The organism is Streptomyces sp. SAI-135 (assembly GCF_029893805.1).
Taxonomy (GTDB): domain Bacteria; phylum Actinomycetota; class Actinomycetes; order Streptomycetales; family Streptomycetaceae; genus Streptomyces.
Genome location: NZ_JARXYP010000002.1, coordinates 6,486,310 through 6,511,923, shown reverse-complemented (window position 1 = coordinate 6,511,923; position 25,614 = coordinate 6,486,310). Strand labels below are relative to the sequence as shown.

Sequence of the window (25,614 nt, the reverse complement as noted above, 5' to 3'; positions counted from 1 at the left end):
TTGCTCCTGCGTGTCTTGAGTAGGCCCGGCTGCTGTTCCATGTGCCTGGGGGCGGCGGCCGGCTGCGTCGCGTCTTCTTCCTGCACGGTTCCCGACCGGCAGGACATTGTCCATCCCCCGGTCAGGGACCGGGTGTGTCCCGGGTCAGTCCCGGCTGCCCTGCTCACCCACAAGCGTGCCGATCTTCTCACCCTTGACGGCTCGCGCGATATTTCCCTCCGCCAGGAGCTCGAACACCAGGATCGGGAGCCTGTTGTCGCGGCACAGCGTGACGGCCGTGGCGTCGGCCACCTTCAGGTCACGCGTGATGACCTCGCCGTATCCCAGGGAGTCGAACTTGACCGCGTCGGGGTTGGTCTTCGGGTCGGAGTCGTAGACCCCGTCCACGCCGTTCTTGCCCATGAGCAGCGCCTCGGCGTCGATCTCCAGGGCGCGCTGCGCGGCGGTGGTGTCGGTGGAGAAGTACGGCATGCCCATACCGGCGCCGAAGATGACCACGCGGCCCTTCTCCAGGTGGCGCACGGCGCGCAGCGGGATGTAGGGCTCGGCGACCTGGCCCATGGTGATGGCGGTCTGCACCCGGCTGTCGATGCCCTCCTTCTCCAGGAAGTCCTGGAGGGCGAGGCAGTTCATCACGGTGCCGAGCATGCCCATGTAGTCCGAGCGGGCGCGGTCCATGCCGCGCTGCTGGAGTTCGGCACCGCGGAAGAAGTTTCCGCCGCCGATGACAACCGCGATCTCGGCGCCGTCCCGGACGACGGCGGCGATCTCACGGGCGATCTTGTGCACCACGTCGGGGTCCACACCCAGGCCCCCGCCACCGGCGAACGCCTCTCCGGACAGCTTCAGCAGAAACCGGCCGCGTACTTTGCCGTCGTCGCTCTTCTGGGCCTTGGTGGTCATGGGGATCCCGCCTCTTTCACCTGTTGCACATACGAGGAGGCCACTGCCGGTTGGGAACTGGTTCGCATCCCATGCTCGGCAATGGCCTCCTCGTCAGATCTGCTGTCGTCCGCCACGCGCGCGCGTGGCGGCGTACCGGACGACTGCTGACGACCCTATAGGGCCCGCGCGTCGCTCGCGGTACGGACTCAGATGCCGACCTTGATACGCGTGAAGCGCTTCAGGGTGACACCGGCCTCGTCCAGGACCTTCTGGACCGACTTCTTGGGGTCGAGCGCGTACGGCTGACCGAGCAGCGTGGCGTCCTTGAAGAAGCCGTTGACGCGACCCTCGACGATCTTGGCGATCGCGGCCTCGGGCTTGCCCTCGGCGCGGGTGGTCTCCTCGGCGATGCGGCGCTCGGACTCGACGACCTCGGCCGGCACGTCCTCCTTGGAGAGGTACTTCGGCGCGAAGGCGGCGATGTGCTGGGCGACACCGCGAGCGGTCTCCGCGTCCGGCTTGTCCAGCTCGACGAGGACACCGATCTGCGGGGGCAGGTCGGGCATCGTGCGGTGCATGTACGCGGTCACGTAGCCGTCGGCGAACTGCGCGAAGCGGTCCAGGACGATCTTCTCGCCGAGGTTGGCGTTGGCCTCGTCCACGAACGCCTGCACGGTCTTGCCGGCCTCGATCTCGGAGGCGAGCAGGGCCTCCAGGTCGGCCGGGGAGGTCGCGGCGACGTGCTGCGCGATCTGGTTGGCCACGGCCTGGAACTTCTCGCCCTTGGCGACGAAGTCCGTCTCGCACTTCAGCTCGACCAGGACACCGGAGGAGTTGTCGTCGGCGATGATCGAGACCACGGCGCCGTTCTCGGCGGAGCGGCCCTCGCGCTTGGCGACGCCCTTCTGGCCCTTGATCCGGAGCGCCTCGACGGCCTTCTCGACGTCGCCCTCGGCCTCGTCCAGCGCCTTCTTGCAGTCCATCATGCCGGCGCCCGTGAGCTCACGGAGCTTCTTGACGTCGGCGGCGGTGTAGTTCGCCATGAGTCTGTGAATCTTTCTCGAAGTCTGGAAGATCGAAGATCTACGGGGTCCGCGGTCCCCATCTGACACGGGGCCGCAGACTCTCCGCTGACCTACGGGTGAACGGCGGGAGCGGAGTTGCTGCCCCCGCTCCCGCCGTCACCCCTGACGCTGACGGGTCAGGCCTGCTCGGCGTCCGCGGCCGGAGCGGCCTCGGCGGCGGGAGCCTCAGCAGCGGGGGCTTCCTCGGCGGCCGGGGCCTCAGCGGCCTCGGCGGCGGGAGCCTCAGCGGCCGGGGTCTCCTCGGCCTTCTTCTCGCCACCCTCGAGCAGGTCGCGCTCCCACTCGGCGAGCGGCTCGCCCGCGGCCTTCTCGCCCTTGTCACCGGTGGCGACGCGCGAGCGGCTGATGAGGCCCTCGGCGACGGCGTCGGCAATCACACGGGTGAGCAGGGTGACGGAGCGGATCGCGTCGTCGTTGCCCGGGATCTTGTAGTCGACCTCGTCGGGGTCGCAGTTGGTGTCGAGGATCGCGACGACCGGGATGTTGAGCTTCCGGGCCTCGCCGACCGCGATGTGCTCCTTCTTGGTGTCCACGATCCAGACGGCGCTGGGCACCTTCTGCATCTCGCGGATACCACCGAGGGTCTTCTCGAGCTTGGCCTTCTCACGCGAGAGGACCAGGAGCTCCTTCTTGGTCAGACCCGAAGCGGCGACGTCCTCGAAGTCGATCTGCTCGAGCTCCTTGAGGCGCTGCAGACGCTTGTAGACGGTCGAGAAGTTGGTGAGCATGCCGCCCAGCCAGCGCTGGTTGACGTAGGGCATGCCGACGCGGGTGGCCTGCTCGGCGATGGCCTCCTGCGCCTGCTTCTTCGTGCCGACGAACATGACCGTGCCGCCGTGGGCGACGGTCTCCTTGACGAACTCGTAGGCGCGGTCGATGTACGACAGCGACTGGAGCAGGTCGATGATGTAGATGCCGTTGCGCTCCGTGAAGATGAAGCGCTTCATCTTCGGGTTCCAACGACGGGTCTGGTGACCGAAGTGGACGCCGCTCTCCAGCAGCTCCCGCATCGTGACGACGGCCATGGCCGTTCTCCTTGGTGTTCTCGGTTGTACCGCGGGTACCGGAAGGCACCCGCGCCTGACGCCCGCGACGCGCCTTGCCGCAAAGGACCGAGAGGCGCTGACACCGACCGCGTGACGGCCTGATGTCGGGGCGTGCGAAGTCGACCCGGTGACCCGGATCGCCAGAAGAAGTGTACGGGACCGGCGAGGTACCGGGTGACGCCGCTGTCCACAACCGGGGAGCAGTCCACAGGTCCCGGCCATGATCGGTGCGGGTACGGGACTGTTTCCGCATGCGAGCGAAGCGATGCGGGCGATGGCTTACGTGGCTGGTGCTGGGCTTTCTGCTGTTCCTGGCACCACCGGCCCCCACGCCCGGGCCCCCCCTTCTCACCCCGGCGGCCACGGACCCCTCGGTACCGGCGATCGGCCGCACCTGGCCGGTGGGCGCCCGCCCGGCGGTCCTGCGGGGCTGGGAGCCCCCGGCGACGGTGTACGGCCGCGGCCACCGGGGCGTGGACCTGGCGGCACCCGCCGGAACACCGGTACGGGCAGTGGCAGCCGGCCGGATCTCCTTCGCGGGCAAGGTGGCGGGGAAGGGTGTGGTGTCCGTGGAACTGACGGGCACAGACCTTCGAACGACCTACGAGCCGGTGACGGCGCCGGTGCACAGGGGCGCCGAGGTGGAGGCGGGCGAGGTGATCGGCACGGTGGACGCGACGGGTTCCCACTGCATGACCGCATGCGTCCACTGGGGTTTGAGAAGGGGCGAGACCTACCTGGACCCACTGTCCCTGCTACCGCCCTGGCTCCTGCGCAGGGGGCCGTCGAGACTGCTCCCCGTCCTCGGAGTTCCTCTGCCCTAGCTGCGGGCAGTCGTGCCGCCGGGGCGGCACGGGTGGGCGCAGCGGCACCGGGCGAGCGCCGGCGAGCGAGCCCACCCCACCCTCAGCCCCGCACACCCCGCAGCGCCATCGAGACCGCGGCCTCGGTGATCACCGAAGGCTCCTCCGCCGCCCCCAGCTCGATCCTCCGCACCGCCGCGTCCACGACTCCCTGCACCAGCATCGCCGCCAGCCGGGGCTGCGCGTGCCCCATCTCCTCGAGCGCCGAGACGATCATCGCCACCAGCCCTCCGTGCGCCGCCCGGATCTTCTCCCGCGCCCCCGCGTCCAGCTCACTGGCGGAGATGGCGACGACGGCCCGGTGCCGCCGGTCGCCCACCAGCGCCAGCTGCTGTCGCACATACGCCTCGACCTTGCCCTCGGAGGAGGGCGCACGCTCCATCGCCGCCGACACCTCCGCGGCCCACACCGGGAAGTCGACCTGGCACAGCTCCTCGACCACGGCGGCCCGCGACCGGAAGTACTCGTACACGGACGAGCGCGCGAGGCCCGTCCGCTCGGCGAGAGCCGGGAAGGTCAGCGCCTCCGTCCCGCCCTCGGACAGCAGAGAACGAGCCGCGTCCAGCAGGGCGGCTCGCTGCATCGACCGGTGCTCGGCCACGGAGGCCGCTCGAATCCTTGGCACGTCAACCACTGTACGGACGCGCCGGTGCCGACGGGAGTCACTCCCCCGACCAGCCGCGACAGACGAGCCGTACGACCAGGTCAGCGACCAAAACCGGCCAGCTTCGCCCGCAGCTGCAGGACGGACTTGGTGTGGATCTGGCTGACCCGGCTCTCGGTCACTCCCAGTACGTTCCCGATCTCGGCGAGCGTGAGGCCCTCGTAGTAGTACAGGGTCACGACGGTCTTCTCCCGCTCGGGCAGCGTGTTGATGGCCCGCGCGAGGAACCGTCTGAGCTCTCGGTCCTCGGCGACCTCCACGGGGTTGTCCGCGGCGGTGTCCTCCAGCGTGTCCATCAGGCTCAGCCGGCCGCCGCCCTCGCCGCCGACGTGCAGGAGCTCCTCCAGCGCCACCACGTTGGCCAACGACAACTGGCTGAAGACCGCGTGCAGATCGTCCACCGCGATGCCCAGCTCGCCGGCGACCTCCCCCTCCGTCGGCGTCCGGCGCAGCCGCGCCTCCAGCGTCGCGTACGCCCGTTCGACGTTGCGCGCCTTCTGCCGTACGGACCGCGGGATCCAGTCCAGCGCCCGCAGTTCGTCGATCATCGCGCCCCGGATCCGGGTGATCGCGTACGTCTCGAACTTGATCTCCCGGTCGACGTCGAACTTCTCGATCGCGTCGATGAGCCCGAAGACCCCCGAGGAGACGAAGTCCGCCTGCTCGACATTGGCCGGCAGGCCGACGCTCACCCGCCCGGCGACGTACTTCACGAGCGGTGAGTAGTGCAGGATCAGCTGCTCTCGCAGCCGCTCGTCTCCCGTGGACTTGTACGACCGCCACAACTCGTCGAGCGTCGAGGGAGCGGGCGGCCGCACGCTGCCACCGTCACGGGCGGCCTGGGGAATCGCCGCCCGGTCGGACCCGGAAGTGTGCTGGGGCATTCGTCGCCTTGTGCCGTTCTGCCGTGAAGTACGCGTTGTACGTGAAGTGCATCGGAATCCCCGTGAGCGTAGCGTGACTGAGGAGTCGCAGTGCGCAAACAGCGTGCCGGGATCCGCGCGCGGGCGCGTTCCGCGGGCCGTGTCCGCGCGGCGCGGCCGCCACCCTGTGTGATCAACCGAACACCCCAACTGCGGTAATTCCCAAGGATTTCGGGGTTCCCCCGGACGGCCGAACACGCTCGGTCAACACGGCTCGCGGCCACCCCGGACCGAGATCATCGCCTGGCGTGTCAACTTCCAGCCGTCGCCGTGTCGTTCGACGTAACCAAGTGCACGGAGTTCGTACAGTCTCGCGACGGCGTCGTCCTCTGTCGTCTGCGCACCGCGCGCGATCTCGGCCGCGCCGGACTCCCGCCGCGCGGGCAGCGCGGACAGGACCCTGCGTGCCGCCGGGGCCAGCAGATCCCGCGGCAGCACCGGTCCGCGCCGGTCGGGGGCCAGCTCCCCCATGTCGCCGACCAGCTCCACGACTTCCGCGGCGTCCGTGACCAGCGTGGCCTCCCCGCGCAGCAGCTCGTGCACCCCGGCGGACAGGCTGCTGGTGGCGGGTCCGGGCACCCCCATCGTGTGACGGCCCAGCCGCTGGGCCGCCCGTGCGGTGACGAGGGAGCCGCTGCGGTGGGCGGCCTCGACGACCACGGTGCCGCGGGTGAGGGCGGCGATCACCCGGTTGCGCAGCACGAATCTGCTGGGTGTCGGATGATCGCCGGGCGGCAACTCCCCGATCACCAGGCCCTGTTCCGCGATCCTGGTGATCAACTGGGTGTGTCCGCGCGGGTAGGGCCGGTCGACCCCGCAGGCCAGGACGGCGACGGTGGCGCCGCCCGCGCCGAGGGCACCGCGGTGGGCGGCACCGTCGACTCCGTAGGCCCCGCCGGACACGACGACCCACCCCAGCTCGGCGAGCCCGGTGGCGAGGGCGGCCGCCATGTGGGCCCCGTACTCGGTACAGGCCCGGGCCCCCACGAGCGCGACGGACCGCAGCGCCCACATCCGCAGGCTGGGCCGTCCCCGTACCCACAGTCCCAGCGGTCGCGCGTCACCGAGGTCGTCGAGCTGTCCCGGCCACTCCGCTCCCCCGGGCACGACGAACCGCGCACCGGCTTCGTGGGCGACGTCGAGATCCCGGCGCGGCGCGGCCACCGCGGCCCTCGCCCGCATTCCGCCCCACCGCTTCTCGCTCACGCCGGGCAGCGGCTCCCCGTCCCCGCGCAGCCGGGCGGCCACCTCCTGGACACCCCGCTCCCGGACCCACCGCCCCGCGACCTCGTCGCCGGGTTCGGTGACCCGGGCGAGGAAGACGCGGTCGAGCAGTTCGCCGTCGGGTTCGTCGGCGGTCATGCCGACGCCCCGATGGCCATCGGCACGCCCCGGGGCACGCCGGTACGCAGTTGCAGGGCCAGGGCGACGTCCGTCGCGTCCGGGCGGTCGTGTCCGACCAGGTCCGCGACCGTCCAGGCGACACGCAGGACGCGGTCGAGTCCCCGGGCGGTCAGGACGCCCCGCTCCAGATTGCGCTCTGCCTCGTCCATCGCCCCGGACACGGCGTGCCAGCGGCTGCGCAGCTCGCGTCCGGGCACCTCGCTGTTGGTCCGCCACGGGGTTCCGGCGAAGCGCGTCGCCGCGCGTTCCCTGGCGGCCCGTACCCGGTCCGCGACCACCGCGGTCGACTCGCCCCGGGCCCCGCGCCCGGCAAGCTGGTCCCGCGTGACACGGTCCACCTGCACCCGCAGGTCGACCCGGTCGAGCAGCGGACCGGAGAGCCGGGCCTGGTAGCGCCGGACCGCCGAGGGCGGGCACTCGCAGAAGTCGTCGGTCTGCGAGAAGCGGCCGCAGGGGCAGGGGTTGGCCGCGAGCACCATCAGGAACTTCGCGGGGAACCGTACGACGCCCGCGCTGCGCGCGATCACCACGTGCCCCGCCTCCAGTGGCTGCCGCAGCGCGTCGAGGGCCTGGGTGCTGAACTCGGGTGTCTCGTCCAGGAAGAGGACTCCCCGATGGGACAGGGACACCGCCCCGGGACGGGCGACCCCGGGGCCGCCGCCGACCAGCGCCTGCATGGTGGCCGAGTGGTGCGGCGCGCAGTAGGGCGCGGCGTCGATCAGGGGCTTGCCCGGTGGCAGCAGACCGGCCACCGAGTGCACCGCCGTGACCTCGAGCGACTCCTCCCGGGCGAGCCGGGGCAGCACGGCGGGCAGCCGTTCGGCGAGCATGGTCTTGCCTGCGCCGGGCGGTCCCTCCAGGAACAGGTGATGGCCACCGGCCGCCGCGACCTCCACGGCCGTCCGCGCCGAGGTCTGTCCGACGACATCGGCCAGGTCGTGGCCGTGGTCCTGCTGCGCGGCTCCGGCGCTGTGCATGCCGGTGGCGGCCCCGGTGCCCGGCACCCGCAGGCCGGCCAGCAGTGGATCGGGGCGGCCCGGCTCGTGCGGCTCCTCGTCGGGCACCGGTTCGTCCGCGAGGACCGCGATCAGCTGGCGGAGACTGCGCACGCCCAGCACGGAGACCCCGGGCACCAGTGAGGCCTCGGCCGCGGCGCACTCCGGCACCACGACCTGGACGTAGCCCGCGTCCGCGGCGGCCAGCACCGCGGGCAGGATGCCCCGGACCGGGCGCACCCGGCCGTCCAGACCCAGCTCCCCGATCATCACGATGTCGGCGAGCACCCGCGGGTCGATCCGCTCGCAGGCGCCGAGCACCGCACACGCGACGGCGAGGTCGAACCCGGAACCCGCCTTGGGCACCGACGCCGGACTGAGCCCCACCGTGAGCTTCTTCTGCGGCCACTCGGCCCCCGAGTTCACGACGGCGGCCCGCACCCGGTCCCGGCTCTCCGTCAAGCTCTTGTCCGGCAGCCCCACCAGGGTGAAGGCCGCGACCCCGGGCTCCAGGTCCGCCTGGACCTCGACCACGACCCCCTCGACGCCCACCAGCGCCACCGAGCACGTACGTGCGAACCCCATCTCAGGCCACCCCCCGCGCGTGCTCGACCACGGGCGCCCCGCGCCGGGGCAGGACGACGCCCACCAGATCGATGCGGACGCCTCCCGGTGGCGCTCCTCCGTGGGCGTGGATCCAGCAGGCGGCGAGACACCGCAGGCGCTCCGCCTTCTCGGGGGTCACCGCGGCCATCGGATGCTCGAAGGCACCCGTCCGGCGCGTCTTGACCTCGCAGACGACGAGGACCTCGCCCTCCCGCGCCACGATGTCGATCTCGCCCGTCCTGCCACAGCGCCAGTTGCGCTCCAGGACCGTCATCCCGGCCTCGGTCAGCCGCCTTGCGGCCAGACTCTCGCCGTACCTGCCGAGTGCACTGCGTGCGTTCATGTCGGCACCACCTCCGGCACCGACGATCACGCAATCCCGCCCACCGAGTTGATCTTGGTGGGCTACTCAGCGGTTGTGGAAAACCCCGTCACTCACACGGGCGAAACCACCCGCGACTCATCTGGGCGAAAAACCAGCCGTCACCCGCCCGGCAGCTCCAGATCGCTCTTGTTCAGCTCCTCGATGTTCACGTCCTTGAACGTCAACACCCGCACCTGCTTCACGAAGCGAGCCGGCCGATACATGTCCCACACCCACGCATCCGCCATGGACACCTCGAAGAACACCTCACCCTGGACCGAGTGCACCTGCATCTCGTAGTCGTTGGTCAGGTAGAAGCGCCGCTCGGTCTCGATCACGTATTTGAACAGACCGACGACATCGCGGTACTCCCGGTAGAGCTTCAGCTCCATCTCGGTCTCGTACTTCTCGAGGTCCTCGGCGCTCATGGCATGTTCCCCTTCAGCCGTGCGATCCCACCATTGTGCGCCAGTCCCGTCAGCACCTAGACGATTTCGGTGTCGAGGGTCACGGGCCCGGCCGGGGGACCTTCGTCGAGCAGCCTGCGCAGCAGCTCGGCGAGTCTGGTCGGATACACCGTCTCATGTGCCCGGGTCAGTTCCTGACACGTCCACCAGCGCGCTCCGGCGACACTGCGCCGCTCCAGGTCGGTCAGGGCCGTGGCCCGGGTGGCCGTCACCGTCGTACGGGCCAGGTAGTACCACTCGTCCTGGTCCCAGCGACGGCCCGCGAACGGGAACGAGCACGTCCGCCGCCAGAGCACCGGCCCGAGTTCCACCTCGGTGATGCCGGTCTCCTCGGCGAGTTCCCGCAGAGCGGCCTCTTCACGGGTCTCGTCGCCCTCCAGTCCGCCGCCGGGCGTGAACCACCAGTCGTCGGACGGATCGTCCGGCTCGTGCCCGTGCAGCAGCAGGATGCGGTCCTCGGGATCGAGCAGCACCACCCGGGCCACCTTGCGCAGTCCGCCCCCGGACGGCTCCCCGTAGGCGGCCGGCGCCTCAGCGGGCACCGACGGGCTCCGTCCGGACCTGGGAACGCCTGGCGAACAGCTTGGCCACGGGCCCGTAGGCACCGCCGCCCAGCACCAGCACCGCGCCGGCGACGATCATGATGAAGATCGTACGCAGCGGGCCGGGCGCGGAGAGCGCGCCGAGCGGCTCGAAGGCGGCGGGACGCTCGACCATGCCCTTCATGGGCCAGACCACGGCGTCAACACGGGCGGTCACCGCGGAGCGCGCGACGGTGCCCTGGGCGGCGTCGGTGAGGTGGGCCGAGGAGTCCAGCGAGCCCTGGCGCTCGTCACCGAGCAGGAACAGTCGGTCCTTGGGCACCTTCACGGTCGGGATGGACTTGTCCTCGACCGGCCCGCCCTTGAGGTAGGTCTCGTCGATCGCCTTGCCGTTGACGGTCAGCTTCCCGTCCGTGCAGCAGGAGACCGTGTCGCCGCCGACCGCGACGACGCGCTTGACCACAGGGGCGTTGCTCACCCAGGTCTTGTCGGTGAAGACGACGACGTCACCCCGGCGAATCTCGTCGCCGTCGACGCGCTGCGCCAGCACCCGGTCGCCCGCGTCGATCGTGGGCGTCATCGAACTGGTGGGCACGGTGTACGGCCGGTAGAGCACCGCTCCCCAGGCGAATCCCCCGAGGAACAGCACGATGCCCAGCGCGACGGCCAGTCCGGACAGTCGCTGTCCGGTCCGGCTGCCCACCGGGCCCGTGTCGGTGCCACCCCTGTGCGGGGCCGTACGTGCAGTGCTCTCGCCACCCATGGACCCGCACCCTACCCGGCGGTACCTGACCGGGGCAGCCCCTCCCGACCGGCCGGAGCACCAAGCTCCGCAAAGCTTTCACCAGGTGGGTGAAGGCCGCTCGGCGAGGAGGGCTCAGCGGGTCCGCTCGACCGCGGCCTTCCTGCGCCGCCACAGCGCCACCGGCACCACACCGACGAGGGCGATCCCCTGCGGCGCGACCGTCAGGGCCGCCGAGGCCGACGACTTGTCGTTGATGCCGGCCTGGTCGAAGGTGTCCGGCTTGGGCAGCGTGCCCCAGCGGTTGACCGGCCAGGCCTTCACGATGGCGCGGCCCACGACGTCGTCGACGGGGACCATGCCGTGGTGCTTGTCCGACTGGTTGTAGCGCGAGTCACGGGAGTTCTGCCGGTGGTCGCCCATCACCCAGATGTAGCCCTTGGGGACCTTCACGGTGAACTGGCCGCCCTGGTCGTCCTGGCTGCACGGGGTGTTGCCGGCGTAGACGTACGACGACTCGCTCAGCGCCTTGCCGTTGACCTTCAGCGGGCCGGTGCCCTCGCAGGAGACCGTGTCGCCGCCGACGCCGATGACGCGCTTGATGAGGTCCTTCTCCTCGGCGGACGGCATCAGGCCGATCCAGGAGAGGAAGGTCTGCAGGGCGTTCGGGTCCGCGGTCGGCTCGCCAGCCAGCCAGTTGTCGGGGTCGTGGAAGACCACGACCTCGCCGCGCTCGGGCTCGGAGCCGAACCACGGGGTGAGCTTGTCGACCAGCACCCGGTCACCCTGCTGGAGGGTGTTCTGCATCGAGTCGGACGGGATCGAGAAGGCCTGCACCAGGAACGTCTTGATCAGCAGCGCCAGCACGAGCGCGATACCGATCAGGATGGGCAGCTCCTTCCAGAAGGAGCGCTGCTTCTTCACCCTGGGGGCCGCGTCCCCGGGCCCACCGCCCCGTGCCTCCCTCGCCGTACCGTCCTCGGTCGCCCCGGAGTCACTCCCGGAGGTCACGGCGCTGTCCGCGGCCGGGCCGGCTGCGTCCACGGGGCGTCCGCGGTGCTCCTCGCCGTCGTGCCCGGATCGTGCACCAACCGCCACATCCCCCACGCCAACTCCTTACTCTGTGCCGCCGCCTGCCCCAGGTACGGCGCAGGCCCACCACTCCCATAACGAGCGGGAGTTCCGCAGGGCTCGGGAGTTGGATCGCTTCGTTCGGATCGTCCTGAGCAACCCTAAGCGACGGCTGGGAGGCTGCGGTCGTCCCGGGCACCGAGTCGGCAACGGAAGAGTAAGTTTTCGGTTCGTCCAGCATGCTCCAGTGGCCGAAAGGCCATGCGATGACCCGGGCCCGTCCGACCACCGAGTCCAGCGACACGGTGCCGCCGTAGTCGGTGTCCTGGTGCGAGCGGGAGTCCGCGGAGTTGGCACGGTGGTCACCCATCACCCACAGCCGCCCCTGGGGGACGGTGACGTCGAACTGCTGGGTGGAGGGGGCGTTCCCGGGATACAGGTAGTCCGTCTCGCTCAGGGGGACGCCGTTGACGGTGACCCGTCCCTCGGTGTCACAGCACTTGACCCGGTCGCCGCCGACCCCGACGACCCGCTTGATGAGGTCCTTCTCGTTGTCCGACGGCAGCAGGCCGATGAAGGTGAGGCCCTCCTTGACCTGCTTGACGACCACGGGGTCGTCCTTCTTCTTCGTGGTCTGCTCGTCCTGGAGCCAGCCGCCGGGATCCTTGAAGACGACGACGTCCCCGCGCTCGGGCTCGGAGCCGAACCACGGGGTGAACTTGTCGACCAGGACCCGGTCGCCGATCCGGATCGTCTGCTCCATCGAGCCCGACGGGATCACGAACGCCTGGACGAGGAACGTCTTCAGGACCAGGGCTATCAGGACGGCCACGCCGACGAGGAGCGGTATCTCCTTGACCGCGCCGCGCCTTCTGCGCCGCTTGACCTTGCGCTGGAGCTTGCGCCGCTCCGCGCGTGAGCGGCCGCCCGAGGGGCTGGCGGAACGCCGTACGCCGGTGGGCAGCAGGTTGTCGGCCGCGGTGCTCGCGACACCGCGGGGTTTGCCCCGGTTACCCATGCGCGCCCTCCGCTGCGGGCACGCGCGCGTAGGCGGCGGAACGGTGCAGGCGGGTGGCGTGGCCGGCGGGCCAGATGATCCAGTCGGCCCGTCCGAGGACGTCGTCGACGGGGATCATGCCGCCGCCCGGTGAGCCCAGATGGTCCCGGGAGTCGCTGGAGACGCTGCGGTGGTCACCGAGGACGAACAGGGTGCCGTCGGGCACCTCGACTTCGAAGGGCACCGAGGACGGGCTGTCGCCGGGGTACAGGAAGCCCGACTCGTCGACCGACCGGCCGTTCACCTCGATCCTCCCCTTCTTGTCGCAGCAGACCACATGGTCTCCCCCCACACCGACAACACGCTTGATGTAGTCCCCGTCCCCGAAATACCCGCTTCCGTCGAACACGACTACATCTCCCCGCTGCGGCTCGGCACCGAAACGGTACGCGAACCTATTTACGAGAACGCGGTCCCCGATCCTCAATCCGTTTTCCATGGATCCGCTGGGGATCTGGAAAGGTTTGACCACGAACGTACTGATCAGCAGGAGAAGGACCAGGCACAGCAGCAGGACCAGGGAGATCCGGCCGCCGGGCAGCCACTGGGTGATTCTCGACACCAACGCGAAACGCGACCGTCCCTCCGCGGCCCCTGAGGCGGGGCGGGAGGAGCGGTCGCGCTCCGTCGGCTGTGCTTCGGTGTCCATCGGGGCCAGATGCTATCCGGCCGCGCTGTGACGTCCGAAAAGCGCTCAGTTCTCGCGCTTCTCCTTGATCTTCGCGGCCTTGCCGCGGAGCTCGCGCAGGTAGTACAGCTTGGCGCGGCGCACGTCACCGCGGGTGACGAGCTCGATCTTCTCGACGATCGGGGTGTGCACCGGGAAGGTGCGCTCGACGCCCACGGAGAACGAGACCTTGCGGACCGTGAAGGTCTCGCGGACACCGGCGCCCTGACGACGGATGACTACGCCCTTGAACTGCTGCACACGGGAGCGGTTGCCCTCGATGACGCGGACGTGGACGTTGACGGTGTCACCCGGGCGGAAGGCCGGGATGTCGCTGCGCAGCGACGCGGAGTCGACGGAGTCGAGCAGGTGAGACATTTCGTCTGCTTTCTTCGCCCATGCCACAGGTCATCGGCGGTAGCTAGTGTTCGTGAGGAGGCTGTCCGTGTCGGGGCGGGCGTCGTGTCCCCCTGTGGCAGGGGCGCACGCCGGACGACGCACAACAGCGACTTATTCTTCCACGCCTTCCGGCCTGCGCCAAAATCGGCCGTACGGCTCCCCCGCCGGGTCCGGTGCCCAGCCCAGGATGGAGAGCATCTCCCGGTCCTTCTTGTCGAAGGCCTTGGGGTCGCAGCGCTCGATGAGGTCGGGCCGGTTGGCGGCGGTACGCCTGAGCGCCTCGTCACGGCGCCAGCGGGCGATCTTGCCGTGGTGGCCGCTGAGCAGGACGTCCGGGATGCCACGGCCGCGCCACTCGGGCGGCTTGGTGTAGACGGGGCCTTCGAGCAGGTTCGCCATCGCGCCGGGCGCGAAGGAGTCGTCGCGATGCGACTCGGCGTTGCCGAGGACGCCGGGCAGCAGCCGGGCCACCGCCTCGGTGACCACCAGCACGGCCGCCTCGCCGCCGGCGAGGACGTAGTCGCCGATGGACACCTCGTGGACCGGCATTCTGGTGGCGTACTCGTCCACGACCCGCCGGTCGATGCCCTCGTAGCGGGCCGGCGTGAAGATCAGCCAGGGGGACTCGGAGAGTTCCACGGCGAGTTCCTGGGTGAAGGGGCGGCCGCTCGGGGTGGGGACGACGAGCGCGGGCGAGTGCGAGCCCGCCTCGTAGCCGTCCGCCAGCACGGAGTCCAGCGCGTCCCCCCACGGATCGGTCTTCATGACCATGCCCGGGCCACCGCCGTACGGGGTGTCGTCGACGGTGTTGTGGCGGTCGTGGGTCCACTCCCGCAGGTCGTGGACGTGCACGTTCAGCTGCCCGCGCGCGCGGGCCTTGCCGACCAGGGAGACGTTCAGGGGTTCGAGGTACGCGGGGAAGATCGTGACGACGTCGAGGCGCATCTTCTACGACTCTTCCCGCGAGGACGCGATCTCGGCCTGGTCGTCGATCAGCCCGGGCGGCGGATCGATGACCGCCCGCTGCTCCTCCAGGTCGATCTCCGTGACGATCTCCTGCACGAACGGGATCATCACCTCGCTGCCGTCGGGCCGCTCCACGATGAAGAGGTCCTGGGAGGGCAGGTGCGAGATCTCGGTGATCCGGCCGACCTGCGTGCCGTCCTCGGTGACGACGTCGAGGTCCATGAGCTGGTGGTCGTAGTACTCGTCCTCCTCCTCCGGCAGTTCGTCGGGGTCGACCTCGGCGATCAGGAGGGTGTTGCGCAGCGCCTCGGCGGCGGTCCGGTCGCGGACGCCCTCGAAGCGCAGCAGGAGGCGGCCGCTGTGGACGCGGCCCGTCTCGATGGTGAGCGGGCCGGTGGCGGCCGGGTCGGTCGCCAGTACGGCGCCGGGGGCGAGCCGGAGTTCCGGCTCGTCGGTACGGACCTCGACGGTGACCTCGCCCTTGATGCCGTGGGCGCGGCCGATCCGTGCGACTACGAGCTGCACTTGCGAAGATCTCCTGTCCTGGGACCCGAGGGACCGTAACGACTACGGGCCGGGGACGGCCCGATGGCCCTCCCCGGCCCGAGCCGGTGCTGCGTTTGACGTCAGCGGACGTGGTCGACGTCGACGAGGTCGACGCGGACACCGCGGCCGCCGATGGCGCCCACGACGGTCCGCAGGGCGCGTGCGGTGCGGCCGTTGCGGCCGATCACCTTGCCGAGGTCGTCGGGGTGGACCCGGACCTCCAGCACCCGCCCGCGGCGCAGGTTGCGCGAGGCGACCTGCACATCGTCAGGGTTGTCGACGATGCCCTTCACGAGGTGCTCGAGAGCCTCCTCGAGCATGCTCAGGCCTCGGTCGACTCGGACTCAGCCGCGGCCTCGTCCTTCTTCTCGGCCTTCTTCTTCTGGGTGATGGCCTCACCCTTGCCCTCGTCGTCGCCACCGAGGGCCTCGAACGAGGGACGCGCGGCCTTCTCGGCCGGCTGGAGCAGCGGAGCCGGGGCGGGCTCGCCCTTGAACTTCTGCCAGTCGCCGGTCTTCTTCAGGATGGCGAGCACGGGCTCGGTCGGCTGCGCGCCGACACCCAGCCAGTACTGCGCGCGCTCCGAGTCGACCTCGATGCGCGAGGGGTTCTGCACCGGGTGGTACAGACCGATCTCCTCGATCGCACGGCCGTCACGACGGGTGCGGGAGTCGGCGACGACGATGCGGTAGTGAGGCGAACGGATCTTGCCCAGACGCTTCAGCTTGATCTTGACTGCCACGGGAGTGGGTTCTCCTGGATTTGACGTGGTTGGGCACGGCGAGAATGCCGCGTGGGGTTGCGGTACCCGAGTGCCCGATGGACGCGTCAGCCGGAGGCGAGAGGGTTCCTGTGCGGCTGTCGAGTACAGCTAGCCATTGTGCCACACCCCGCGGCTCCGCTCCGACCGAGGCCGCGCACGAGCATGCCTGAGGGGCACCCGGCACTCCGGGTGCCCCCGGGCAGGACCGCGGCTGCCACGAGCAGCCGGGTCTCAGCTCGCCGCGGCCCCCACGATCTCGGGAATGCGGAAGGGCTTCCCGCAGCCCCCGCAGACGATGGGCGCCTGGGCCAGGACGGAGGGGACGACCCTCACGTTGCGGCCGCAGTCGCAGACCGCCTTGACCCGCACCCCGCCCCCGGAGGAGCCGTGGCGTGCCGCCGGTCCCCGGAAGGAGCGGGCGGTGTCGGCGGAGGTCGCCGCCGTGTGGGCCTTGAGGGCGCGCTGGAGCCGCTCGATGGTCGGGCGGTAGCGGCGCTTCGCCTCGGGGGTGAGCGTGACCAGGGAGAAACCGCTGCTCGGGTGCGGCTCCTCGGGGTGGTCCAGGCCCATCTCCTCGGCGATCGCGAGGAATCTGCGGTTGTGGTAGCGGCCGGCGCGGGAGGTGTCGCGGATGCCTCGCGCGGCGGCGATGCCGTGGACTGCCTCGTGAAGCAGTCGCTCGAAGGAGAGCTCGTGACCGCACGCGGACGACGACTCCCCGATCAGGGACTCTGGCGCGGCAAGGTCCGGCAGCTCGGGGTGGTACCGCTGAATGTCGGCCCACGCCTCTGCCAGCTCTGCGGCGAGAACAGGTGGTGTCTGTGTCGTGCTCACGTAATGACAACGAGCCAGAGTGCCGCTGTGTTCCTATTCCGGGGCATCCCAAATAATTTGCACGTACCCGTCAGTTGCCGCTGATGCGTGGAGACGAGGGCGGGTGCGCTGATCTGCGGAGAAGCCTCACAGCTCGTCACAAGCTGGTGCGTAGTGTGAGGTACGCCCCGGCGCGTAGATCGTGTCCACGCGCCGGTGCGGTTGTGATCCGCAGGTGCGCAAGAGGCGTTTCGGTCGCTCTCGCAGCGGAAGGGCGCTGTCTCAGTAAGCGCGCGCGACCACTGCGACGTTACCGGGGGCGTCGTCGGTTCCCGGCACCGACCCGTCCTCCGCGATCAGACACCGTACGGTCACCCCGTGCTCGGCCAGCCTGGCCTCGCCTTCCGCCCCGAGCACGGCCCACGGGATCCGCGCCCAGCCGCCGGCCAGGGCGGCCTCGACCGCCTCGTCGAACGTCGACACCTCGGCGGTACGGGACTCGCGGCGCTCCCGGGACTGCGTCAGCAGCAGCGCCTGGTCCTCCTCCAGGACGGCCGGGAGCAGTCGTACGAGATCGTCGACGGCGACCGCCTCCTTGCCCCCGGGGATGCGGCGGGCCACCATCGCGGTGCCGCTCTCCAGGTCACGGGGCCCGATCTCGACGCGGACCGGCACGCCCTTGAGCTCCCAGTCGACCGCGCGGCGGCCGAAGGGGGTGTCGGTGCGGTCGTCGACGTGGACCCGCAGTCCCGCGGCCCTCAGCCGGTCGCCGACCTCGCGGACCTTGGCCAGAACCGGTTCGTCCCCCTTGATGGCCAGCACGACGACCTGGGTCTGCGCGAGCCGCGGCGGGACGCGCAGACCGTGGTCGTCGCCGTGCATCATCACCAGGGCGCCGATCATGCGGGTGGTGGAGCCCCAGGAGGTCTGCCAGACGAGTTCCTGGGTGCCGTCCTTCGACAGGTAGGAGGTGTTGAAGGCTTTGGCGAAGTTCTGGCCCAGCTCATGGCTGGTGGCCATCTGGAGTGCCTTGCCGTCGCCCATCATCCCTTCGAGGGTGAGGGTGTTGATGGCGCCGGCGAAACGCTCCTTGACGGTCTTGCGGCCGGGGACGACGTCCATCGCGAGGACGTTCGTCATGAAGTCCTCGTAGACCTGCCGGTGGATGTGCGAGGCGAACGCGCGCGCGTCCTCCTCGGTCGCGTGCGCGGTGTGGCCCTCCTGCCACAGGAACTCCGACGTGCGCAGGAAGAGCCGGGGCCGCAGCTCCCAGCGGACCACGTTCGCCCACTGGTTGATCAGCAGGGGCAGGTCGCGGTAGCTCTGCACCCACTTCGAGAAGTAGTCGTTGATGATCATCTCGGAGGTGGGGCGGACGACCGCGGGCTCCTCCAGCTCCTTGCCGCCGCCGTGGGTGACCACGGCAAGCTCGGGCGCGAAGCCCTCGACGTGGTCGGCCTCACGGGTGAGGTACGACTGCGGGATCAGCAGCGGGAAGTACGCGTTCTGCGTGCCCGTGGCCTTGATCCGGGCGTCCATCTCGGCCTGCATCCGCTCCCACAGCCCGTACCCGTACGGTCGGATGACCATGGTGCCGCGCACCGGGCCGTTGTCGGCCAGTTCTGCCTTGGTGACCAGATCCTGGTACCAGCGCGGGAAGTCGTCCGCCCGGGGTGTGAGAACAGGTGCCTTTGCCATGGCGCGATGTTACGGGCGCACATTGCCGGGATGTGAATTCTTTTCCCCGGCACATGCCAACCGGCAAGCGGGGCCCTTCTGCCTCTGGACGAGCGGTCGAGTGCGGAGTTACCTGGCATACGGGGGAACTGCAAGCGCACGTCACGGGGGCTACGGAATCGGGCACAGAGTCAACTCTCGGCGGATTGGGGCGCTTATCCATGACACCTACGCTCGTGCGGCAGCACCTGGCCTCGACGAGAGGGGCGTCCCGTGCGGACCTCGGTGCACGCGCGCGTGACTGGTCCGAGATCCAGGAGCGGATGCTGGTTCCGCTGTACGAGGCCGTCTACGAGCGACTGGAAGTGGGCCCTGCGACGCGGCTGTTGGGGCTTGGCTGCGGCAGCGGGCTCGCCCTGCTGATGGCCGCCTCCAGAGGCGCCGCGGTCGCCGGTGTCGAACCGTCCTCCCCCGAGCGGCTGGCGCTCGCGCGGGAGCGGCTGCAGCCGGAGGCGTGGGGCACGCGCGCGCGTGCCGGCGCCAGGCTGGTCGAGGCAGCGCCCGGGGACACCTCCGAGGCCCGGACCGCCCCGTACACCCTCGTCACCGCCTTCGAGCCGATCGGGTGTCTCGCGGGCGACGGGGAAGGGCTCGGTGAGCTGCTGGCCTCGGCGACACCGCTCGCCGCCCGGGGGGCGCCCGTGGTGCTCGTCGGCTGGGGTCCGCCGGAGCGGTGTGCCACGTCGTCCGTGCTGCGGGTGGCCACCAAGCTGGCGGATCCGCTGCGCGGCACGGGCAGGTGGCGCCCGGCCCTGCGCGACGACCTGGAGGAGGTCGCCCAGCGGGCCGGCCTCAGGCCCGACGGCTCGGGACGGGTCTCCTGCCCCTTCGGCTACGCCGACCTCGACAGCGCGCTCAAGGGGCTGCTGTCGACGGGACTGTTCGACGCGGCGATCACGGCGACCGACCGGGCCCAGGTGGACAAGGAAGTGACGGAGGCGCTCCATCCGCATCAGCGCCGGGACGGCACCGTGTGGATGCCGAACGTGTTCCGGTACCTGATCGCGCGCACGCCGTAGCTGTCGCCCCCCTTGCACACCGCAGGGGGCGCCCCTGCGAAGAGGAGCGCCCCCGGCGGCACGGCCGACGAATCAGCCCATGAACTTCTTGAACTCGTCCGGCAGCTCGAAGTCCTGCGGGGCCTGCTGGCCGGGCACCCCGAAGGCGCTGCCGGCCTGGGCGGCCCTGCGGGCGGCCTCCTCCTGCTCCTGCTGCTTGCGCTTCATCGGGTTGCCGGAGCGCTGCTTGCCCTTGGCCTTCTTGGGCTGCTTCCTGGCGCGGCCGGGACCGCCGCCCATGCCCGGCATCCCGGGCATGCCCGGCATCCCGCCTCCCTGGGCCATGCGGGACATCATCTTGCGGGCCTCGAAGAAGCGCTCGACGAGGTTCTTGACCGCGCTGACCTCGACACCGGAACCCTTGGCGATACGGGCGCGGCGCGAGCCGTTGATGATGGTCGGTTCCTGGCGCTCGGCCGGGGTCATCGACTTGATGATGGCGGCGGTGCGGTCGACGTCCCGCTCGTCCAGGTTGTTGATCTGGTCCTTGATCTGGCCCATGCCCGGGAGCATGCCGAGCAGCTTGGAGATGCTGCCCATCTTGCGGACCTGCTCCATCTGGGCCAGGAAGTCGTCCAGGGTGAAGTCCTGGCCCTTCTTGGACGCCAGCTTGGAGGCCATCTTCTCGGCCTCTTCCTGACTGAACGTCTTCTCCGCCTGCTCGATCAGGGTGAGCAGGTCACCCATGTCGAGGATGCGGGAGGCCATCCGGTCGGGGTGGAAGGCGTCGAAGTCCTCCAGCTTCTCGCCGTTGGAGGCGAACATGATCGGCTTGCCGGTGATCTGCCGGATCGACAGGGCCGCGCCACCGCGGGCGTCGCCGTCGAGCTTGGAGAGCACCACGCCGTCGAAGCCGACGCCGTCACGGAAGGCCTCGGCGGTGTTGACCGCGTCCTGACCGATCATCGCGTCGACGACGAAGAGGATCTCGTCGGGGCTGACGGCGTCGCGGATGTCCGCGGCCTGCTGCATCAGCTCCTGGTCGATACCGAGACGGCCCGCGGTGTCCACGATCACGATGTCGTGGACCTTCGCCTTGGCGTGCTCGATGGAGTCCTTGGCGACCTTGACCGGGTCACCGACGCCGTTGCCCGGCTCCGGGGCGTAGACCGCGACCCCGGCGCGCTCGGCGACCACGCTGAGCTGGTTGACGGCGTTGGGGCGCTGGAGGTCGGCGGCGACGAGCAGCGGCGAGTGGCCCTGCTCCTTCAGCCACCGGCCGAGCTTGCCCGCGAGGGTCGTCTTACCGGCACCCTGGAGACCCGCCAGCATGATCACGGTGGGCGGGTTCTTGGCGAACCTGAGGCGCCGGGTCTCGCCGCCGAGGATCGTGACGAGCTCCTCGTTCACGATCTTCAGGACCTGCTGGGCGGGGTTCAGCGCCCGGGAGACGTCGGCACCGAGGGCGCGCTCCTTGACGTTCTTGATGAACGACCGGACGACCGGCAGGGCCACGTCCGCCTCGAGGAGCGCGATCCGGATCTCGCGCGCGGTGGCGTCGATGTCCGCCTCGGAGAGCCGTCCCTTGCCGCGCAGGTTCTTGAAAGTCGCTGAGAGGCGATCGGAAAGAGTATCGAACACGGCGCTCGCGGTCCTCGGGGTCGGTGGCAGCTGGGAATCGCCCTCCAGGGTATCCCGGCGACACACGTGGCCGGGATCCCCCGGTCAGGCCCGCAGGGTCTCCTCCAGCTTCCGGGCCACGGCCGCCGCTTCACCGGCCCCGAGCGGGGCGCCCTTGCCGTCGGTGACGTAGAAGGCGTCCACCGCGTTGGCGCCCAGCGTCGACACGTGCGCGCTGCGCATCCGCACCCCGGCGTCCTCCAGCGCGCGTCCGATCCGGAACAGCAGCCCGGGGGCGTCCTGGGCGCGCACCTCGATCACCGTGGCGTGCCGGGAGGCGGCCGGGGCGACCGTCACGCGCGCGGGGGGCGCGACGACACCCCGGCGCCGCGGATAGGCGGCGTCCCGCTCGGCGAGGCGCCCGGCGACGTCCAGCGAGCCGTCCAGGACCCGTACGAGGTCGGCGCGCAGCCGGGCCGCCTGGGGCAGCGAGCCGTACTGGGCGGCGACCCGCCAGTTCAGCAGGAGCACGGAGCCGTCGACGCCGTCGGGCAGGTCCTGGGCGCTCAGTTCCGCGGTGCGCACGGTCAGCCGGTGCACGGCCAGCACTCCGGCGACCGCGGGCAGCACACCCGGCTGGTCCGGTACGGCGATCACGAGCTCCACGCCGAGCGGTTCCGGGTCGCCCGAGGGCTGGGCGTCCACGGGCGGCTCGGTCTGGGCGCGCAGGGACAGCACCGGGCCGCCGGTCGCGACCGCCTCGATGGCGAGCCGCTCCTGCTCGGCGGTGGGCGCGGCGGCCTCCGGTTCGTCGGGGGCGTCCCCGGCGAGCACCGCGGCCACCCGCTTGACCAGGTCGGCGACGAGCGAGCCCCGCCAGGACGACCAGGCGGCCGGCCCGGTGGCCAGGGCGTCGGCCTCGGTCAGCGCGTGCAGCAGCTCCAGGGTGCCCTGCGACCCGACCGCCTCGGCGACCGAGCGCACGGTGGCCGGGTCCTCCAGGTCACGCCGGGTCGCGGTGTCCACGAGCAGCAGGTGGTGCCGTACGAGGGTCGCGAGGACGGCCACGTCGTCGCGGTCGAAGCCGATCCTCGCGGCCACATCGCGGGCGATGATCTCGCCGGCCACCGAGTGGTCGCCGGGCCAGCCCTTGCCGATGTCGTGCAGCAGCGCGGCGACGAGCAGCAGGTCGGGGCGGTGGACGCGCCGGGTGAACTCCGAGGCGCGCACGGCCGTCTCGATCAGGTGCCGGTCGACGGTCCAGATGTGCACGGCGTTGCGCTGGGGGCGGCAGCGGACCCGCTCCCAGTCGGGCAGCATCCGGGTGATCAGTCCCTCGGCCTCCAGCGCCTCCCAGACGTCGATGGTGGGCTGACCGGAACCGAGCAGGGTGACGAGCTGTTCGCGGGCCTCGGCGGGCCAGGGCGTGGGCAGCGGGCGCACTCCGGCCGCCATGCGCCGCACGGCGTGCAGGGAGAGCGGGAGTCCGGCCTGTGCGGCGGCGGCCGCGGCGCGCAGCGGGAGCACGGGGTCCCGGTCGGGGCGCGCGGCCCGGGCGAGCACCACCTCGCCGTCCTGCTCGACAACGCCCTCCGCCAGGGGCGACCTCTCGGCGACCTGTTTGCCGCCCCCGAGCATGGCGCGCAGGCGCGGCCGCACGGCACGCGACCTGAGCACGCGCCCCACCTCGCGCCAGGTGACGTCACTGGCGTAGGAGATGACCCGGGCAGCCTCGTAGACCTGCCGCAGCAGGGTGTCGGCGTCCAGGAGTCCCAGTTCGGCGGCGACCTGGTCCTGCTCCTGGAGCGCGAGCCGGTCGGTCGCGCGGCCCGTGGCCAGGTGCAGCGCGTCCCGGACGTCGAGCAGCCGGCGCCGGGCGTCGTCGAGGCCCTCGCGCGGGGCGTCGGCCAGCCAGGAGGCGGCGACGGCCCGCAGGGCGGTGGCGTCCCGGAGTCCGCCGCGGGCCTCCTTGAGGTCGGGTTCGAGGAGGTACTGCAGCTCGCCCTGGCGCTCGGCGCGTTCGGCGCACAGCTCCTGGAGCTCGGGGAGACGCTTGGGCGCCTGGTTGCGCCAGTCGGCGAGGACGGCCGTGCGCAGACCCGCCGTCAGTCCCAGATCACCGGCGAGGTGACGGGCGTCCAGGAGGCCGAGCTGGACCTTCAGATCCTCCGCGGCCGTCTTGCGGGCCTCGGCGGGGGTCCGCACGGAGTGGTCGAGGGCGAGGCCGAGGTCCCACACGGGGTACCAGATGCGGTCGGCCAGAGCGGCGACCGCGTCCGAGTCGCTGCCGTCGTGCAGCAGGACCAGGTCGAGGTCGCTGCGGGGTGACAGCTCGGCGCGGCCGTAGCCGCCGACGGCGATCAGGGAGACCCCGCGCAGCTTCTCGGCGCCCGCGGTGAACAGTCCCGAGAGCCAGTCGTCCGTCAGTTCGGCGAGGGCGGAACGGCGCGGCGGCCCGGACCGCGCCCCCTCCTGGAGGAGGCGCAGCCGGGCCGCCGCATAGCCGCTGGGTCCCGAGTCCTCTGCATCCTTGCGCACGTTCGTGCTCGTCACCCAGCAGCTCCTGTTCTGTTCTCGGTCAGAGCGCGTCCGGGCCGCGCTCGCCCGTCCGGACCCGTACGGCCGTCTCGACCGGCAGGGACCAGACCTTGCCGTCACCGATCTTGCCGGTACGGGCCGCCTTGACGATGACGTCGATCAGCTGCTCGGCGTCGTCGTCCTCGGCGAGGACCTCGATGCGGATCTTCGGGACCAGGTCCACGGTGTACTCGGCACCGCGGTAGACCTCTGTGTGGCCCCGCTGACGACCGTAACCGCTCGCCTCGGTGACCGTCAGGCCGTGGACTCCGAAGGCCTGGAGGGCTTCCTTGATCTCGTCGAGCCGGTGCGGCTTGACGACGGCGGTGATGAGCTTCATGCGTCCACCTTCTTGCCCGCGTCGGCGACGGGGGCCGCGACGGAGGTCCGGGCGGCGCCGCCACCGGCACCGCTGAAGTCGTATGCGGTCTCGGCGTGCTCGGCCTGGTCGATGCCCGAGATCTCCTCGTCCTCCTCGACCCGCATGCCGATCGTCTTGTCGAGCAGGAAGGCGAGGATCGCGGAGGCGACCAGGGAGTAGGCGAGGACCGCGAAGACACCGGCGCACTGCTTCCAGAGCTGGTCCGCGTTACCGCCGTAGAAGAGGCCCTTGACGTCGGACTGGCCCGTGCCGCTGGCGAAGAAGCCGATCAGCAGGGAGCCGACGACACCGCCGACCATGTGGACGCCGACGACGTCCAGGGAGTCGTCGTAGTTGAACCGGTACTTCAGGCCGACGGCCGCGGCGCAGGCGACACCGGCGATGGCGCCGACGCAGATCGCGCCGATCGGGGTGACCGCACCACCGGAGGGGGTGATGGCGACCAGACCGGCGACCGCGCCGGAGGCGGCGCCCAGCGTGGTGAACGCGCCGTGGCGGATCTTCTCGTAGATGAGCCAGGCGAGCATCGCGGCCGCGGTGGCGATCTGCGTGTTGACGAACATCAGGGAGCCGACGCCGTCGTCGTTGCCGAGCCACGAGCCGGCGTTGAAGCCGAACCAGCCGAACCACAGCAGACCGGCGCCGAGCATGACCAGCGGCAGGCTGTGCGGGCGCATCGGGTCCTTCTTGAAGCCGACGCGCTTGCCGATGACCAGGATCACGCCGAGCGCCGCGGCACCGGCGTTGATGTGGACCGCGGTACCACCGGCGAAGTCGATCACACCGAGCTCGAAGGCCCAGCCGCCGGTGCCCCATACCCAGTGGGCGACCGGGAAGTACACGACCGTCGCCCACAGCGCGACGAAGAGCGCCCAGGCGGAGAACTTCACGCGGTCGGCGATCGCACCGCTTATCAGGGCCGGCGTGATGATCGCGAACATCATCTGGAAGACGGCGAAGGCGAGAACCGGGATCGTGTACCCGGACCAGATGTCGCCCTTGTCGATACCGGTCCATCCGAAGAAGTCGGATTCCCAGCCGATGAGCGAGCCGTGGTCCGTACCGAACGCCAGGGAGAAGCCGTAGACCACCCACAGGATGGTGACGATACCCATGCTGATGAAGCTCATCATCAGCATGTTGAGGGTGCTCTTGACCCGGACCATGCCTCCGTAGAAGAAGGCGAGACCGGGCGTCATGATCAGCACCAGGGCGGAACAGATCAACATGAAGCCTGTGTTGGCCACAGACAGCTTGTCTGCGGCGAGCGTGATGGCTGGTGCCATCGGCGTCTCCTCGTCGTAGGTACGGCCCCGTGCGGGCGAAGCCAGAGCGGATTGAGGGGTGGGCCGGTTATGCGCCATGAGATTGGCGCAGCGCGGTTTCGGTGGAAGCCCCTCGTTGTTTCGCCGCCGTGACGAAGACACCTGGT

27 protein-coding genes are annotated in these 25,614 nt (G+C 70.6%); 2 read left to right on the top strand and 25 right to left on the bottom strand.

The window, feature by feature from the left end; translation table 11 throughout:
- Positions 1-144: 144 nt before the first annotated feature.
- From pyrH to rpsB, 3 genes are all read right to left on the bottom strand, one after another.
- Positions 145-903 carry a UMP kinase gene (gene pyrH / locus M2163_RS34115; protein WP_280849068.1) on the bottom strand — a complete coding sequence of 253 codons (759 nt, stop codon included), beginning with the start codon at positions 901-903 and terminating at the stop codon, positions 145-147.
- Between the two features lie 188 nt (positions 904-1,091).
- Positions 1,092-1,928 carry a translation elongation factor Ts gene (tsf, locus tag M2163_RS34110; protein ID WP_280849069.1) on the bottom strand — a complete coding sequence of 279 codons (837 nt, stop codon included), beginning with the start codon at positions 1,926-1,928 and terminating at the stop codon, positions 1,092-1,094.
- 158 nt (positions 1,929-2,086) lie between these two features.
- Positions 2,087-2,995: a 30S ribosomal protein S2 gene (gene rpsB, locus M2163_RS34105; RefSeq protein ID WP_280849070.1), complete on the bottom strand. Its 909-nt coding sequence runs from the start codon at positions 2,993-2,995 to the stop codon at positions 2,087-2,089.
- A gap of 272 nt (positions 2,996-3,267) precedes the next feature.
- Here rpsB and M2163_RS34100 point away from each other — a divergent pair, with 272 nt between their 5' ends.
- Positions 3,268-3,840, top strand: a complete 573-nt coding sequence (locus M2163_RS34100; RefSeq protein WP_280895865.1) for a M23 family metallopeptidase — start codon at positions 3,268-3,270, stop codon at positions 3,838-3,840.
- 82 nt (positions 3,841-3,922) lie between these two features.
- Here M2163_RS34100 and M2163_RS34095 read toward each other — a convergent pair whose 3' ends face one another.
- The 18 genes from M2163_RS34095 to proS all read right to left on the bottom strand — a co-directional run bounded on the left by M2163_RS34095 (position 3,923) and on the right by proS (position 18,566).
- Positions 3,923-4,480, bottom strand: a complete 558-nt coding sequence (locus M2163_RS34095; protein ID WP_280854080.1) for a TetR/AcrR family transcriptional regulator — start codon at positions 4,478-4,480, stop codon at positions 3,923-3,925.
- Positions 4,481-4,584: 104 nt separating this feature from the next.
- Positions 4,585-5,427: an RNA polymerase sigma factor WhiG gene (whiG, locus tag M2163_RS34090; protein WP_280849072.1), complete on the bottom strand. Its 843-nt coding sequence runs from the start codon at positions 5,425-5,427 to the stop codon at positions 4,585-4,587.
- A gap of 243 nt (positions 5,428-5,670) precedes the next feature.
- Complete coding sequence (gene dprA, locus M2163_RS34085; protein WP_280895864.1) at positions 5,671-6,828, bottom strand: DNA-processing protein DprA; 1,158 nt, start codon at positions 6,826-6,828, stop codon at positions 5,671-5,673.
- Positions 6,825-8,450, bottom strand: coding sequence for a YifB family Mg chelatase-like AAA ATPase (locus M2163_RS34080; protein WP_280895863.1), 1,626 nt, complete (start codon positions 8,448-8,450; stop codon positions 6,825-6,827). The genes dprA and M2163_RS34080 overlap by 4 nt, the downstream gene beginning before the upstream one ends.
- Position 8,451: 1 nt before the next feature.
- Positions 8,452-8,814, bottom strand: coding sequence for a YraN family protein (locus tag M2163_RS34075; RefSeq protein WP_280849075.1), 363 nt, complete (start codon positions 8,812-8,814; stop codon positions 8,452-8,454).
- Between the two features lie 140 nt (positions 8,815-8,954).
- Positions 8,955-9,263, bottom strand: a complete 309-nt coding sequence (locus M2163_RS34070) for a DUF2469 domain-containing protein (protein ID WP_003965949.1) — start codon at positions 9,261-9,263, stop codon at positions 8,955-8,957.
- 56 nt (positions 9,264-9,319) lie between these two features.
- Positions 9,320-9,844: an NUDIX hydrolase gene (locus M2163_RS34065; protein WP_280849076.1), complete on the bottom strand. Its 525-nt coding sequence runs from the start codon at positions 9,842-9,844 to the stop codon at positions 9,320-9,322.
- The gene (gene lepB, locus M2163_RS34060; protein ID WP_280849077.1) at positions 9,834-10,607 is read right to left on the bottom strand and encodes a signal peptidase I; all 774 of its coding nucleotides are present in this window, start codon (positions 10,605-10,607) and stop codon (positions 9,834-9,836) included. Before lepB (M2163_RS34060) ends, M2163_RS34065 begins: the two co-directional genes overlap by 11 nt.
- Positions 10,608-10,721: 114 nt before the next feature.
- The gene (lepB, locus tag M2163_RS34055) at positions 10,722-11,693 is read right to left on the bottom strand and encodes a signal peptidase I (RefSeq protein ID WP_280849078.1); all 972 of its coding nucleotides are present in this window, start codon (positions 11,691-11,693) and stop codon (positions 10,722-10,724) included.
- Positions 11,581-12,675: a signal peptidase I gene (lepB, locus tag M2163_RS34050; protein WP_280849079.1), complete on the bottom strand. Its 1,095-nt coding sequence runs from the start codon at positions 12,673-12,675 to the stop codon at positions 11,581-11,583. Before lepB (M2163_RS34050) ends, lepB (M2163_RS34055) begins: the two co-directional genes overlap by 113 nt.
- Complete coding sequence (gene lepB / locus M2163_RS34045) at positions 12,668-13,363, bottom strand: signal peptidase I (protein WP_280849080.1); 696 nt, start codon at positions 13,361-13,363, stop codon at positions 12,668-12,670. The genes lepB (M2163_RS34050) and lepB (M2163_RS34045) overlap by 8 nt, the downstream gene beginning before the upstream one ends.
- A gap of 45 nt (positions 13,364-13,408) precedes the next feature.
- Positions 13,409-13,759 carry a 50S ribosomal protein L19 gene (rplS, locus tag M2163_RS34040; RefSeq protein ID WP_053848457.1) on the bottom strand — a complete coding sequence of 117 codons (351 nt, stop codon included), beginning with the start codon at positions 13,757-13,759 and terminating at the stop codon, positions 13,409-13,411.
- A gap of 132 nt (positions 13,760-13,891) precedes the next feature.
- Positions 13,892-14,725 (bottom strand): tRNA (guanosine(37)-N1)-methyltransferase TrmD, encoded by an 834-nt coding sequence (trmD, locus tag M2163_RS34035; RefSeq protein WP_280849081.1) that lies wholly within the window; start codon positions 14,723-14,725, stop codon positions 13,892-13,894.
- A gap of 3 nt (positions 14,726-14,728) precedes the next feature.
- A complete protein-coding gene (rimM, locus tag M2163_RS34030; RefSeq protein ID WP_280849082.1) occupies positions 14,729-15,271 on the bottom strand; it encodes a ribosome maturation factor RimM in 543 nt (180 codons plus the stop codon).
- A 101-nt stretch (positions 15,272-15,372) separates the two neighbouring features.
- Positions 15,373-15,612, bottom strand: coding sequence for an RNA-binding protein (locus M2163_RS34025; protein ID WP_003973401.1), 240 nt, complete (start codon positions 15,610-15,612; stop codon positions 15,373-15,375).
- Positions 15,613-15,614: 2 nt separating this feature from the next.
- Entirely contained in the window at positions 15,615-16,034 is a 420-nt protein-coding gene (rpsP, locus tag M2163_RS34020) for a 30S ribosomal protein S16 (RefSeq protein ID WP_037708517.1), read from the bottom strand.
- A 252-nt stretch (positions 16,035-16,286) separates the two neighbouring features.
- Positions 16,287-16,889, bottom strand: coding sequence for a hypothetical protein (locus tag M2163_RS34015; RefSeq protein ID WP_020138752.1), 603 nt, complete (start codon positions 16,887-16,889; stop codon positions 16,287-16,289).
- A 261-nt stretch (positions 16,890-17,150) separates the two neighbouring features.
- Positions 17,151-18,566, bottom strand: a complete 1,416-nt coding sequence (gene proS / locus M2163_RS34010; RefSeq protein WP_280895862.1) for a proline--tRNA ligase — start codon at positions 18,564-18,566, stop codon at positions 17,151-17,153.
- A gap of 200 nt (positions 18,567-18,766) precedes the next feature.
- On the opposite strand from proS, the gene M2163_RS34005 reads away from it, so the two are divergent.
- A complete protein-coding gene (locus M2163_RS34005) occupies positions 18,767-19,624 on the top strand; it encodes an SAM-dependent methyltransferase (RefSeq protein ID WP_280849084.1) in 858 nt (285 codons plus the stop codon).
- A gap of 72 nt (positions 19,625-19,696) precedes the next feature.
- On the opposite strand, the gene ffh is transcribed toward M2163_RS34005, so the two are convergent.
- The 4 genes from ffh to M2163_RS33985 all read right to left on the bottom strand — a co-directional run bounded on the left by ffh (position 19,697) and on the right by M2163_RS33985 (position 25,468).
- A complete protein-coding gene (gene ffh / locus M2163_RS34000; RefSeq protein ID WP_280849085.1) occupies positions 19,697-21,244 on the bottom strand; it encodes a signal recognition particle protein in 1,548 nt (515 codons plus the stop codon).
- Between the two features lie 84 nt (positions 21,245-21,328).
- Positions 21,329-23,776 (bottom strand): [protein-PII] uridylyltransferase, encoded by a 2,448-nt coding sequence (locus M2163_RS33995; protein ID WP_280849086.1) that lies wholly within the window; start codon positions 23,774-23,776, stop codon positions 21,329-21,331.
- Positions 23,777-23,801: 25 nt separating this feature from the next.
- Positions 23,802-24,140 (bottom strand): P-II family nitrogen regulator, encoded by a 339-nt coding sequence (locus M2163_RS33990; protein WP_003997576.1) that lies wholly within the window; start codon positions 24,138-24,140, stop codon positions 23,802-23,804.
- Positions 24,137-25,468, bottom strand: coding sequence for an ammonium transporter (locus tag M2163_RS33985; RefSeq protein ID WP_280849087.1), 1,332 nt, complete (start codon positions 25,466-25,468; stop codon positions 24,137-24,139). The genes M2163_RS33990 and M2163_RS33985 overlap by 4 nt, the downstream gene beginning before the upstream one ends.
- Between the last annotated feature and the right edge of the window lie 146 nt (positions 25,469-25,614).